General features: G+C 30.8%; 7 protein-coding genes and 2 pseudogenes. 5 read left to right on the plus strand and 4 right to left on the minus strand.

Annotated features, from left to right (window positions below):
- The first annotated feature begins 33 nt into the window (after positions 1-33).
- The 4 genes and pseudogenes from DFQ09_RS16985 to DFQ09_RS17000 form a co-directional block, all read left to right on the plus strand.
- Entirely contained in the window at positions 34-3,285 is a 3,252-nt protein-coding gene (locus DFQ09_RS16985) for a DUF7619 domain-containing protein (RefSeq protein WP_115812507.1), read from the plus strand.
- A gap of 98 nt (positions 3,286-3,383) precedes the next feature.
- Positions 3,384-3,587, plus strand: a pseudogene (locus DFQ09_RS16990) (magnesium chelatase domain-containing protein); the annotation flags it as partial.
- Between the two features lie 224 nt (positions 3,588-3,811).
- Positions 3,812-8,143: a T9SS type B sorting domain-containing protein gene (locus DFQ09_RS16995; protein WP_115812509.1), complete on the plus strand. Its 4,332-nt coding sequence runs from the start codon at positions 3,812-3,814 to the stop codon at positions 8,141-8,143.
- 160 nt (positions 8,144-8,303) lie between these two features.
- Positions 8,304-8,900 (plus strand): annotated as a pseudogene (locus tag DFQ09_RS17000) (magnesium chelatase domain-containing protein); the annotation flags it as partial.
- A 165-nt stretch (positions 8,901-9,065) separates the two neighbouring features.
- Here DFQ09_RS17000 and DFQ09_RS17005 read toward each other — a convergent pair.
- Together DFQ09_RS17005 and DFQ09_RS17010 are read right to left on the minus strand one after the other, a co-directional pair.
- On the minus strand, positions 9,066-9,365 hold the full coding sequence (locus DFQ09_RS17005) for a hypothetical protein (RefSeq protein WP_115812511.1): 300 nt from the start codon (positions 9,363-9,365) through the stop codon (positions 9,066-9,068).
- Between the two features lie 218 nt (positions 9,366-9,583).
- Positions 9,584-10,036: a hypothetical protein gene (locus tag DFQ09_RS17010; RefSeq protein WP_115812513.1), complete on the minus strand. Its 453-nt coding sequence runs from the start codon at positions 10,034-10,036 to the stop codon at positions 9,584-9,586.
- Between the two features lie 275 nt (positions 10,037-10,311).
- On the opposite strand from DFQ09_RS17010, the gene DFQ09_RS17015 reads away from it, so the two are divergent.
- On the plus strand, positions 10,312-11,037 hold the full coding sequence (locus DFQ09_RS17015) for a hypothetical protein (protein WP_115812515.1): 726 nt from the start codon (positions 10,312-10,314) through the stop codon (positions 11,035-11,037).
- Between the two features lie 153 nt (positions 11,038-11,190).
- On the opposite strand, the gene DFQ09_RS17020 is transcribed toward DFQ09_RS17015, so the two are convergent.
- On the minus strand, positions 11,191-13,815 hold the full coding sequence (locus DFQ09_RS17020) for a DEAD/DEAH box helicase family protein (RefSeq protein WP_115812517.1): 2,625 nt from the start codon (positions 13,813-13,815) through the stop codon (positions 11,191-11,193).
- A gap of 166 nt (positions 13,816-13,981) precedes the next feature.
- Positions 13,982-14,269: a hypothetical protein gene (locus DFQ09_RS17025; protein ID WP_115812519.1), complete on the minus strand. Its 288-nt coding sequence runs from the start codon at positions 14,267-14,269 to the stop codon at positions 13,982-13,984.
- Positions 14,270-14,915 lie beyond the last annotated feature (646 nt).

Consider the following 14,915-nt stretch of genomic DNA (forward strand, 5'->3'; position numbering starts at 1 on the left):
AATATTTACCTATTTTCACCCAAAATCCCTACTATGAAACAACTAACTACAATTCTATTATGTGTGCTTTTTGCACAAACCGCCTTTAGTCAGATTATCGATTTCCCTGATGCTAATTTCAAGGCTAAATTGGTAAGTCAGAACCAGCCAACTATAGATACTAATAACGATGATGAAATCTCAGTATCTGAAGCAGCTGCTGTAACTGGAAGGTTAAAAATACGTGGTTATGGCGGAAGTACAGGACGAATTTCTGACCTTACAGGGATTGAGTTCTTTATAAATGCTACAGTATTAGAAGCGGAGGATAATGAGTTAACCACAGTGGATTTAAGTAATAATGTTGCTTTGGTAAATATTAATTTAAATAGCAATGATTTAACTGCAGTTGATTTTTCTAATAATTCAGCGTTAGAGGTTATTGATGTAGGTAGTAATAATCTAGCTAGCTTAGATGTGTCGAGCAATGTGAATCTTAGAATATTGAGCTGTACAAATATGCAGATGACTGCTCTTAATGTCAACAATTGTACGCAACTTGAAGAGTTAAACTGCGCTATCAATCAATTTACATCTTTAGATTTAAGTTCTAATACAGCTTTAAAAACAATAGTTGCGCATTCACTTTCTCAACTTACCAATTTAGACCTTTCTAATAATGTATTGTTAGAAACTATAGATTGCGGAAGTGGTGGTTTTTCTACCTTAGATGTTTCCAATAATATAGCATTAACGGAATTGCGATGTTCTTATGGCTTGGTATCAAACCTTGTCTTTGGTTCTAATAATACAGCCTTAACATATTTGGAGTGTCAGCAATCACCAATATCAACGATTGACACGTCATTGCTTTCTGGTTTAACAGATTTAATACTTAATGATAATCAATTTACGGCAATTGATGTTTCTCAAAATTCAAATTTAGAAACTTTAGAGCTAGATGATAATCAGCTAACCACTATAGATATTGAAAGTAATCTGCAATTAAACACATTAAAAGTTGAAACCAACCAATTGCAGACCGCTTATTTAAGAAATGGAAATAATAACCTTCTTACGACCTTGAGGCTTCATTACAACCCTGAGTTGTACTGCGTTTTTGTGGATAATGCCAATATAAACTATGGTAACTGGTACAGAGGAGGTGCAGCCACTTTAGTTGAAACGGAAGCAGAATGTGCTGCAGCATCAGAGGTAACGTTAATACCGGACATTAAATTTGAAATAGAATTAATTAGTCAGGGTTACGATACGAGTCCTTCAAATGGAGAAATTCCGACTTCAAAAATAAACACCATTACAGAATTGGAAATTGAAAGCTCTAATATTACGGACTTAACAGGTATTGCCGATTTTGCGGCCTTAGAAATATTAAGTTGCGCTTATAATAATATTGATCTTATTGATGTTTCAAGTGTTTCGACTTTAAAGCGTTTAAGTGCAAATTATGCTGGTGCTGAACAAGTTATTTTGGGTGATAACCCAAATCTAACATCAGTTAGTTTAACAAGTAATAATCTGGTCTCATTAGATGTTTCGGGTTTGCCAGCATTAACAGGGATAGGGCTTGGTAATAATAATTTAACCACGTTAGATGTTACTAATAATTTAGCGTTATCTGCATTAACGGTTTATGGTAATCCTCTTACGGTATTAGATTTAAGAAATATTAATATTAGAACTTTAAACTGTACTAATACATTAATAGAGTATTTAGATTTAAGTAATAGTACCAATATGAATATATTTTCTATCGGTAATAATCCGAACCTAACTTACGTAAATTTTAAGAGTGGAGGAAATGATAATATTGATCAGATCTATTCAACAACATTTCCAGGGCTTCCTAATTTAGAAACTATATGTGTAGATGATGTTGGTAATTTATTAGCATTGAGAATTCAGGCACTTACAGACCAAGACATAACTCTTACAGAAGATTGTTTAAATCAGGTTACAGGAACATTGCAATACGACATTGATAATGATGGTTGTGACGCTGCAGATTTTAAAATTAAAAATCTAATGATACAGTCTCAGAGTGTTGTAGATACTACGGCAACATTTACAAGTGTTGAAGGTGTGTACGTTAATTATGTATCGTCTAATACGTATGTCACATCGTTAGAATCTAGTCTTCCTGATTATTTTACCGTTGTACCTCAATCACAAACCACGGTCTTTACGGATTTTAATAATACAGAGTTGATAGATTTTTGTATTCAAGCCAATGAAATTGTAGATGATCTTAATGTGATGTTGTTACCTGTTAATCCTGCAAGACCAGGTTTTGATGCTACATACGAATTAATCTTTAGTAACATAGGAACAACGCAATTAGATGGTTCAGTAGCCATAACTTTTGATGACGCCATGCTTAGTTTTTTATCGGCTAATGAAGCGATTGCGTCTCAAACAACAAACAGTCTAACGTTTGATTTTACGGATTTAACGCCTTTTGAGTCAACAACAATTAGGTTAGAGTTTAATGTTTTTACTCCGCCTACTGTAAATAGTGATGACGTGTTGGTATTTACATCAGAAATTCTTCCTGTAAATTCAGATATCACGCCAGAAGATAATAGTTATACATTAGAGCAGGTTGTGGTGAACTCTTATGATCCTAATGACAAACGTGTATTACAAGGTTCAACGATTTTTGAAGAAGAAAAAGGGAATTACTTAGATTATATTATTCGTTTTCAAAATACAGGAACAGCAAGTGCAATCAATGTAAGAATTGAAGATGTATTAGACGCTAAACTCGATTGGAAAACATTACAGCCTTTGGCTTCGAGTCACGATTACACGGTTGAAGTCACAAATGAAAATAAGGTAGCGTTTATTTACGATAACATTAATTTATTGGCACAATCTGATGATGAAGAGCTGTCGCAAGGCTACATTGCGTTTAGAATAATGCCTAAAAACGATGTCGTTGTTGGTGATATTATTGAAGGTGAAGCTGCTATTTATTTTGATTTTAATGCGCCAATTATAACTAATGCGGTAAGTACTGAAATTGTAGCACCTTTAAGTGTTAGTCAATTTCATAAGCAATTGGTGAAGTTGTTTCCTAATCCTGCACAAAATGTGTTAGAGGTTGTGTCGAATCAAATTATTGATAAGTTAACTATAACGGATATTAATGGCAGAATGCTAAAGGCAATTGAATTATCTAATTTAGAATACAACGTGGATGTTTCAAGTTTAACCAAAGGCGTTTACTTTTTGGAAATTAAATCTGGAGGTAGAAAATCAACAAGTAAATTCATTAAAAACTAAAGAGATCAATACATTACAATCTAAAACCTTTCAATATTAAGTTTTGAAAGGTTTTTTTATTGCATTGGTTTTCTTACATTTAAGAAAACTAATCATTCATGCTTAAAAAAGTTTTCGCAAGTGCTGTTTTTGGTGTTGAGGCTTCTGTTATAACAGTTGAGGTAAACGTAGATATAGGAGTTGGTTATCATTTAGTTGGACTTCCAGATAATGCCATTAAAGAAAGTAATTATCGGATTGCAGCTGCGCTTCAGAATAATGGTTACCGAATTCCAGGGAAAAAGATTACCATTGCGTTGGCTAGAAGAATTGGGCTTTATAAAAGTACTTTAGCAAGGTTTGAGCAGGCGTGAAAAGCTAAAAATGACTCACAAATAAAAATTTTAAACAACTTAAAAAAGATCGAAACTTTAAAGTATTTTTAACTTATTGTCCATTTTTCTGTTGTAAGTCCATAAGTTGAGACTATTTAATATAGAAGTTTTAGATAGAGAGGGTTGGGGTAAATTTCTTATTTTTGAAAACTATGAAAAAAGACTTTTCTTTATTAACACTTTATTTCATATTATCTGGTTTTATTACATATTCACAAAATAATACAGATTGTTGGACATTAATCAACAATGGAGTTGATATTTACAATGGTCAATATAATGATAATGACTACCCTGGTTATCACGACCCTGAAACGACTGACTTAGAAGAGGTAACTGGCGGCTTCTTAACAACAGGTCAGTACAATAAACAAACTTTCGATTCAAATGACAATAATATTTACACTAATTTAGAAGATAAAGATGGAAGTTATTTAACAAAGCATGATTATGACGGAAATCTTCAATGGATTGTATATACTGAGAAAAATATTAATTCATATAGAGATGTTATGTTTGGGTCTGTTGAAGACAATGAAGGCAATATATATGTTATTGGGCATTCTATAAATGGTACTTTTTTTGATTCTAATGGCACACCAACAACCTTTGTCACTAATGATAACTGGTCATATGGATTTATTGTTAAACTTAATAGTGATGGAGAACTTTTGTGGCATATTACCATTGACAATGTTTTTAGTAAAAAAATAAATATTGATGAAGATGGAAATATTTTATTGAGTGGAGATATTTCTATTTACAATAACTTTAACTTTAATCTTTATTTAAATGGAGTTATTACTGATAATTTATCAAACTTTGAAATTATGGGTAATAATAGTAATTACGTTAATAGAAGTATACTAAAAATTAATCCTGAAGGTGAATTGCTTTGGTATACTAGTATTAAAACTAGCGGCCCTAATGGTGAGTTTCTAATAGACATTGGTAGTGATAATAACAATAATATTTATGTGACTGGGTATTGCAGTTCTCAAGTTGATATATATTCTGCTGGCTTAACAGAAAATCCTAATATTATTACATGGAGTGGATATTCATCTAAAACTTTTGTAATTAAATTTGATGAAAATGGGCAAGTTTTATGGAATGTTAAGAGTTATATAGATAGTTCTCCAGCTAGTGACGGTGTGTTAGCTTATTCAATGTTTGTTGATGGACAAGGAAATTCATACATATCAGGATCAAACGATTCTAGAAGTATTAATTCCGCAGATCAAGTTTTTGAAAACAATGATGGTTCAATTACTTCTGAACATGTCGGTACCTTTTTTATAGCTAAAGTGAATACTAATGGAATTTGTGAATGGATTAAGGGTGCTGCTGACTCTTATGCTGGAACAGGATTCAAAGTTATAAAATCTAATGACGAAATTATTGTAGTAGGTAATGTTCAAGCTTTTCAATTTTTACCTGAAGAGGTAGAGTTCTTAAGTTCTGACGGGAATAATATAGAAGCCTTATTCTATTCAAGCGATTATTTTTTAGCTATTTATGATACTGATGGAAATATAAAACGAATTTTAACAAATGGTATCAATGAAAATGTTTTTTTTGGTGGAAGAATAAGTGGTTTTTTTAAAGATTCTAATGATAATTATTACTTAAGTAGAAACTTATATTTTTTCGAAGAAAACCCTCAAGATTATATAAATTTTGGGCATATTATTAGAACAAATAGTGGAAATGGATCTGATGGAACCATTTCAAAATTTAAAGAAGATTGTGGTGTAGTTATAGGTGATATAATTAATCAGGATATGCCTAATTTATCTCTATGTGATAACACTTCTGTTGGAACAGATACAGATGGTCTTGTTAATTTTGATTTAACACAAAATGAAGATGAAATATTGATTAATGAACCGCTATCTAACTATCAAATTTCATATTATAAAGATTCAGGATTAACTGATCTTATTTTAAACCCTGAAGTATATGAAAATACATTTCAATCAGAAACAATTTTCATAAAAGCAGAACACTCATTCGACTCTGATAAATATGGAGAGACATCTTTTGAAATTGAGGTATACGCATTACCAATTACTAATACACCAGTGACTTTAAGCCAATGTGACGACGATTTGGATGGTTTTTCTGTTTTTAACCTAATTATAGTTAATGCAGAACTCTCCACCAACGATTTAAATGAAACCATTACGTTTCACGAAACAGAAGTTGAAGCAGATAATGGCGCCAACCCAATACCCAATACAACGGCTTATCCTAATCAAACTGTAAGTACAGATATGGTTTGGGCGCGCATAGAAAACGCAAATGAATGCCACAGAACAGCTGAGGTAAACCTTGTGGTGTCTACCACACAAATCCCAAATAGCTTTACAAAAGATTTTTATCAGTGCGATGATGGTTTAGGCCTAGCGGATGGCATTGCCACTTTTAATTTCAGTACAGTAACGAGTGATATTCAAAACTTGTATCCAACAGGACAACAACTCATCATTAATTACTACCGCAATCAAGCCGATGCATTAGCAGAAACTAATCCTATTGTAGATATTAGCAATTATCAAAATATAGGCTACCCAAACCAACAAAATATTTTTATTCGTGTGGAAAGTGCTACTAATAATGAATGTTTAGGTTTAGGACATCATATAACATTACATGTAGAACCCGCACCTTTAGTTACAGAGGTAATTAATGTAGAACAATGTGATGAAAATAATGATGGTACAGAAGCTTTTTCTACGTCTTCTTTTGAACAAATACTTTCTGAAGGACAAACTATTGATGTCAGTTTTCTTTATAATGATGAAGACGGAAATGCACTGCCTAGTCCTTTACCAGACCCATATATTGCGTCTCAACCTATAACTAATATAACAGTTACTATTGTCAGTGAAGAAGAGAATGATCTAGCAGTTTTATGTGAAGTGACTACAAATATTACATTGGTAATTAATTCTGGTTTTGATACAGGTGAGATTCCAGAGTACTTCGCTTGTGCAGATTCTCTTGATTCTCAGAGTTATACGTTTGACACAAGTAACTTAGAGAGTTCAATTGTAAACGGACAAAGCGATGTTTTAGTTTCATTTTTTGACGAGGGAGATAATCTAATAGAAAGTCCATTTCCTGATGAATACACCTTAACAGAAAGCACTATTATTAAGGCTGCTATTTCTAATGTGTTAGATCCTATGTGCACAACAGAGTTAGATATAAATTTTATTATAACTGAGAAGCCATTATTCTTGCAAATAGAAGATGTCTATTTATGTTTTGAAGAAGATGAAGCTCAGGTTTTTGATTTAAGAAATTATTTGAATAATAATTTAAGCGATAGTATGTTAGAAAATACTCAGATTATTGCTTTTGATGGCGATTTACTTCTAGATGATATCATTAATATTGATTTTGAATCAGATATGATAAACTACAGAATTGAGAATATAAACTATCCTGATTGTTATTCGATAGGTGAGTTTAATATCTATGCATCAGTTGTTCCAGCGATTGGAAATATAACGGATATGGTCATTTGTGACGATGAAAGTAATGATGGATTTGAAGCTTTTAGTTTAGAAACCAAAGATGATGAGGTTTTAAACGGACTACCTTCAGATACTTATGTGGCTTCGTATCATTTGTCTTACAATGATGCTGTCGAGAATAGTAATGCATTATCTAGTCCATATATAAATATCGTAAACTCTCAGACAATATATGCAAGATTATCTTTTCAAAATTATTTAAATTGTTATGACATCGGAGCGTTCGATTTAGTTGTGAAGTCTGTCCCTGATTTTACTGGTATTGAGAACGAGTATTATTTATGTAAAGGAGATGAAGATTTAGTGATTTCTGCAGGTGACGGTTTAGACTATTATTTTTGGTCTACAGGAGCAAGAACAACTAGCGTTACTATATCGGAACCTGGTCAATACACTATAACAGCTATAAGAGATTATGCTAATTTGTCTTGTGAAATTTCAAAGACATTTATTGTTTATGAATCTAGTTTAGCATATCAAATAGAAGTTATTGTATCTGATGGTTCATTAACAGCAAATACTATTGAAATTATAGCTGAAGGTATTGGTGATTATGAGTATTCCATAGATGGAATTAATTATCAAGATTCTAATATGTTTTATGATTTAACTGAAAGGGATTATGTGATTTATATTAGAGATAAGAATGGTTGTGGTGTTGCTACGCACGAATTATTTTTATTACGATATCCAAAATTTTTCACACCCAATCAGGATGCTAAAAACGATTTTTGGCAACTTTACAATTCTTATCAAGAACCTGGTAATATTGTCTCTATTTTTAATAGGTATGGTAAACTTTTATTACGGTTAGATCCTATGACTAGAGGTTGGGATGGTACTTTTAATGGGGTTAAAATGCCAAGTGATGATTATTGGTTTGTGTTAAAACGTCAAAATGGAGAGACATTTTCAGGTCATTTTTCTTTAGTACGCTAGGATATTTTATTAAAGTTGAATCTGGAGATACAGAATCAACTAAAAAATTCATCAAAAACTAAAGCAATCAATACGTTACAGCTAAAAACCTTTCAAGATTAAATTTTGAAAGGTTTTTTTATTGCGTTGGTTTTCTTACATTTAAGAAAACTAATCATTCATGCTTAAAAAAGTTTTCGCAAGTGCCGTTTTTGGTGTTGAGGCTTCTGTTATAACAGTTGAGGTAAACGTAGATATTGGTGTTGGTTATCATTTAGTTGGACTTCCAGATAATGCCATTAAAGAAAGCAATTATCGTATTGCAGCTGCGCTTCAGAATAATGGTTACCGAATTCCAGGTAAAAAGATTACGATTAATATGGCACCCGCTGATTTGAGAAAAGAAGGATCAGCTTATGATTTAACCTTGGCATTAGGAATATTAGCGGCAACAAATCAAATTAAAGCAGAAAATTTAGAAGATTATCTCATTATGGGAGAATTGTCTTTGGATGGAAGTTTACAGCCTTTTAAAGGTGCTTTACCAATGGCTGTAAAAGCGAGAGAAGAAGGGTTTAAAGGTTTTATACTTCCAATTCAAAATGCAAAAGAAGCCGCCATCGTTGATGATTTAAAAGTTTTTGGTGTCGAAAACATAATGCAGGTCATTAATCATTTCGATAAAGGTGAGCCTTTAGAGCAAACCATAATAAATACAAGAGAAGAATTTTATAAAAATTTAGATTTCCCTGAATTCGATTTTTCAGATGTTAAGGGTTAGACAAATATAGTTTTAATCTATTGATATGCAATTGGAAACGATTTTTTTTTTTAAAAAGCGTACAACAATTGTACAACAAAAAAAAGATATTTTTTAATTTTTTTATCAGAAAATAATAACTGATATTTTTTCTAGTTGTCTAAATGTTTTAAAAATTATTCGTTATTTCCCACAATTAGGCTTTTGAGTATAAGGTGATTCTCTGACTATTAAAAACACTTTGAATCCATTACAAACATTACTTTTAGTTTCGAAAAACCAATCAATATCTCTTCCGTGCATTTCACAAGTGTGCTTAGTGTCACACCCATCTTTAACTGTCCATTTAGTATATTTATACATAGTATTTTTATCTGCTCTTTGGTGATTCTTAATCGGAGGTTTAAAATTAGAGCCAAATTCACGATTATCCGCCTTAATAACGACCTCTTGACCTTCGATAATTAATTTGATTTCATTCATAATTTTATTATTTAATCTTCTTAAAGGTAAAATTTATTGAGTAATAATCAGAATATTAAGTAAGTTATTTTTCATTACTTTTTTCTTATTATATTTTAACCAAGGTTTCTATAACTAAAATTATTGCCAACTTAGCAATATATCATTAAATGACCTACAACATTTCAAAATAGATGTGGAATGATACTTTATTATTAAACTTCAATTAAAATTATCATTTATAATTTAAAAAATATTATTACTAGAGCAATTACACCTAAAACAAGTGGGAATACTATATCCAAAACTATGACAGAGTACTTAGTAGCGATACTTCTAGCTTTTGTTTTCTTTTCTAAATCAGCTATTTGATTCCTGATAACAGATTCATTAGGTGATGGAATACGATAGAGGTTTGATATTGAGGATGACCCTATGTTTTCTATTTTCTTGCTGTAAGATTCTTTAAAACTATCATTGTTATATCTGATTATTAAAGCCACAATAAAAAAAGCAATCAAATATCCAATGTAGTTAGGTAAAAAAACAGAATCAACAATAGGTAAGGAGAAGCCTAAAAAGTCAATTGTTCCAGTAGAAAATTTTACAAGTTTTGAAAATAAAATACCAACAGCACTTGTAATCAATAATGATTTTCTAATCTTTTTAACGTCATCAAATTCTAATTCCATACTCTAAAAAATATTTAATATCCCCAATTTAAAAATTCATTTAATACTGAAAAGAGTATTATACCAATGATTAATAATAACATAATAATTCTACCAATCTTAGTGTTGAACATCCACATTCTCCCATCATTTTTATGATAATCTTCCATTCTCTAAAAATAACTAAAAAAAATAATCTTTTAAACTGTACTTTTCTTTGGTTTCTGACTATATATAATTGTAGGCTTTTAGTTCCTAATAGCTTACATATAACATATAGAGTAAAATTAAAAAGAATGTACACAGAAAAAGTAAGCCTTAGATTAAGCGTTGAGGATAAAGAGAAATTACAAATTGAAGCGGATAGTAAAAAGATACCGTTAACAACATTAATAAGAAATAAAGTTAGTGGTGTTGAACTACCCGACAACGAACCAAAAGAATTTGGTCCGAAATTAATAACTACAGATTATAAAGAGTTTCAACGGGCGGAACGAACAACCAACTTAAAAATTAATATGGTTGATGCTGTTGTTAGAGAAGCTAAGAAACATATAACAATACCGAAAAAAACCACTAACGAATTTAAAGAGTTCTTAAACAACCCTGTTGAATACGTTACCAATGATTTATATAGTAAACATTCAAAAGGAATTAGTTTTAAAATAAGCAAATCCAAACTATTGGAACTTATGGAAATTGATTTGAGTTCATTACAAACGGCAACGGATATATTTTTAAAACACAATGGAAATATTATAGTTGATGACAATGGAAATTTAAAATCTGGTGTGAACATTGAGAATTACAGAACGTACACGCAAACCAATGAAGATAACGAGCGTTTACAATTAGCCAATCAATTAATAAATTTTCACAATAAAGCACAGGATTTTGATGCTAGGAAATTTACTAGCGGTAACGTTAAAGACTTCTTTAATCCAATATTGGTACTAAGTAGTATTAATGGTGACAAAGGGAGCTTGTCTCCTTGTGTTGGTTGGGTCTTAGGTAGAGTATAATTTTTTGTGAGTTGTAGAGCTTAGGTCATTTCAATTTATACTAAGCATACAACAAAAAAGCGTCTCATGGAGACGCTTTTTTTATGCAGTTATTTTAACTGTTGTAATGAATTTTAATCGATTGCATTTGCAATCGATTAAAATTTTAAGATACTAAGCACTTGATTTAGTGTAATAGTAATTCGATAACATTTGACCGTTATTTGGTATAGTAGTTAATGTGCCATTATACTCTGAGCCATCGTTAAATATATCAACGTGATAATGATAACCGTTTACTATGGTTGTTAATTCAACGTTATTAATCTCCACATCTTCAAGCTTCATTATAAGTGCATCGTGAAATCTATAATTTTTTATTGGTAAGATATTACTGTAATTCAGCATTAGTTTTTTTTCATTTGCGGTCATAATTTCATAAAACGCTCCTTTAGTTCCATTAGCTGTAAGCCTTGCAAGTTCCAACGCTTTAGCTTCATCATAACCACTCTCTAAATAAACCTTTTTTGCTTTGCTAACAGATAGTAAATGATTGTTAAGGGTTGAGTTATACAATACTTTGGCATCGGTTCGGCTTATACCTTTATTATTCATTAACGATTGGTAAACGTTTAAACCTTGTTTGGTACCTAATATATAATCACAGATTTGAGCGTTAGCACTTGTTAAATCTATACTAACAAACTTAATCGGAATTATACACCTCATTTTTTGCGGTAACTGTGTTATTGGATTGTACTGCCTGTTCTTTACATCTTTAGAATCTGTTATTTTACCATTTGTCAATAAATATAGTAATGCATTTATCATTTTAGATTTAATATTCTTACGGCTGTTATTATGACTAAATGTTTCGTTATTGTCTAAAGCTTTATAAATCGATTTAACGACCTCCTTTAACCATTTCAACTCATTATCATTTGGACTAATTAAGTTATCAATACACCCCTTTAAAATAGCTTTAACGGTGTTCCTTATCCTGTTCTTGTTTCCATCATATTTAATACACAATTCCACATTATAAAACAACTTGTATAGCTTAATTTCACGTTCCACAATTGGAGGGAATACGTTATTTGTAACCAAATGACAAGCATATAAATATTGCCAATCATTTGTTAACCATTTTATCTCATTCAGAATATCGTTATTTATTACACCATTAACCTTTTTAAATTGGTTAGATTGGAATTGTTTAAAATAATAGGTTGTATCTACATTTGACCTGAAAAATAAATCGACTGAATTATAAAATTCGTTTGGGTACACCCTTTTACATTCCAACATTTTAATAATTTGTTTTGCATCTGTTTTTATTATTAAATATGCAGTTAGATACTCTAAAGCTATTTTTTTTGAAAATACACCCTCATCTTTATACTTCAAATTCTTTTTAATGTGTATGTATGAGTAATAAAGTTGTTGTTTATCCAATTCCAATAAATTTTTTAATCTATCCTTAAATTGTGTTTGTGTTGGTGGTTGTATGTCAATTTCATTAGCATTATCATAATCACTTAAAATGAAATTATAACCTCCCAGGACCTCTTTTAAGACACTTTCATTATATAACTGATAATCATTAACAGCCTTTAGGGTTGAAGTCATTAAAAACGCTCTATTCACATAATTTGCTCCTGTAACTTCTTTGTTATCGTAGAACTCAAAATCATACGTTCTATTAATAACCTTTTCACTCCAATAGTTTACATCTTTGTTAGCGTTATTTATTAATTTATCAATATCCTGTTTTGATGTCGGGTAATAAATCGGTGTGCCATTCATTTGCATTGATGCAGTCGCATTTACAAATAAAGAATCGTAAACGGTTGCCCTACATCTACCGTAAGCTTGTACGATGTTGTTAGGTTCGATTTTATACGCTTCATTACCTTGCTCACTAATTATACAGATACTACAATCTTTATCTATATCAAATCCCGCATAATAGGAACTTGAAAGGAATATAATATCATTATCATATAAATCACTATCTAGTTTTAAACCTCGCTTATATGCTTTTAGTTTAATATCTAAATTTTGCCCTACAAGGTTTGTAACTTTATAAGCGGTAAAGGATTTATGATAGTTGATATTATTAGTGAAACACACCACCAATCTTTTTTTATCAATTTGGGATTGAATAAACCTTTTAGCATCCTTAAGATTATTACTAATTGTTAAATGTTTCTTAGCTTCATTGGTGCGACTGATTTTATATACATCAATTATCTTGTCTGTTGGCAAATCGATAAACTCATAATTAGGGGTTGCGGTGCTTAGTTTAAACTTTGCCCTCCATTCATTATAGATTAACTCCATAAACTCCCCTAAAGATTGCCTGTAAGCCGTATCTATTGTGTATGCGTGTGCTTCATCAATAAAAACAGGTGTATCGATTAATTTGGTGTATAGATTAAAATCCTTTGACCTTAGCATTATTATTTGCTCTGGTGTAGTGTTTATAATTACATTAGATGAAATATCTAAATAATCTTTAACATCACTCCATTTGTGAGCGGAACCACCATATATAAAGAATTGTTTATCACTTTTATATTTACCTTGTTGTTTGCTCTTAATCATTCCAACATTTGGACTTATGATTAGGCAATTTGATTTAGTGTAGTTTAATAGGGCGGTTGTACCTCCTATACCTGTACTACCTTTGATTATATATGTGTTATTTGTAAAGTCTGTTATAGTTTGTAAGGCTTGACCGCTCACATATTTAGTATTGAAATTAACTTCATTAATCTTTGTGTCATTCGTTAACATTTAAAAGGTTAGTATTAAAAAAATCCCCTGATTAACCTATACTTTTAAGGTTTTTAGCACTATATATAAGTAGAATGTTTTTAGTGCCTTTAATAGGGTATGTTATTAAAAGTGGTTGCCATGCAACCACTTTTTTTATGCTCTAATTTGAGCGTGAAGCGGTGTATTAAACGACTTCAATAATGTATTCATCAATTATCGAGTTTAATTTTCTCCAATATTGTGACCTTATAGCCTTTTTGCTATTGTAGTTATTGTGGTTAGGTCTTGGTAGTGGGTAAATTTTTCTAACCCATCTATTACGGATTAATTTAATTGCATCCTCACGGTTGCCAGCTTCATTAAAATACATTAGAACTAATAGAACTAATTTCTTTTTACTCGATGGAATTTGGTGCCATTCGTCTTTATGTGTGTACTTTGTTTTCTCAACTTTAGTTTTTGTTTTTTTCATTTTCAATTTTTTTTCGCTTTGTCATTATTTTAGGTTTGCGCTCCCTGTAATTATATATAGTCCAGACCACCTATAAAGTGAAGTTAATTATTGACCTTTTTTTGCATTTTTATCATATTCTTAAAGAAACATCATTACCACTAAACAATTATTAATTTTACCGTGTTTAAATTGAATATTTTGCAATTGAATGTTTAAGGTTATGTTTTGAGTGATTTAGGATGCCAAAAACCAACCAACGGCATCCTAAAACATTTACACTATTTTAGATAAACTCAGTAATAACAAGGGTTTCAAGCGTTTTTTTAATAGCGTGCTAAGCTTAGTATCTTTTAGTATCAATTCTAAGCACGGCATTAAAACTAAACTAAGATGGTTAACATACTTTTTCTACACACGACCTAAAGTAGTTGGTATATAGTAATAATAGTTTAGGTCGCTAGTAGGCTTTAACTTCACATTCAAAATTTAGATACTCTCAATGATAGCTTTCATTATATCCTTTGGCTCTTTACCTTTCGTTAAGGTATTAAGTTTATTATATAAATCATAGCTACGACGATATAGGAGGGCTTTAGAATCACTATCTGTAATCGACTGGTGTATTTTATTCTGTTCACTTATACGCACCTCTAAGACCATTATA

Origin of the sequence: Winogradskyella pacifica (assembly GCF_003386275.1) — a bacterium.
GTDB classification, from domain to species: Bacteria; Bacteroidota; Bacteroidia; order Flavobacteriales; family Flavobacteriaceae; genus Winogradskyella; species Winogradskyella pacifica.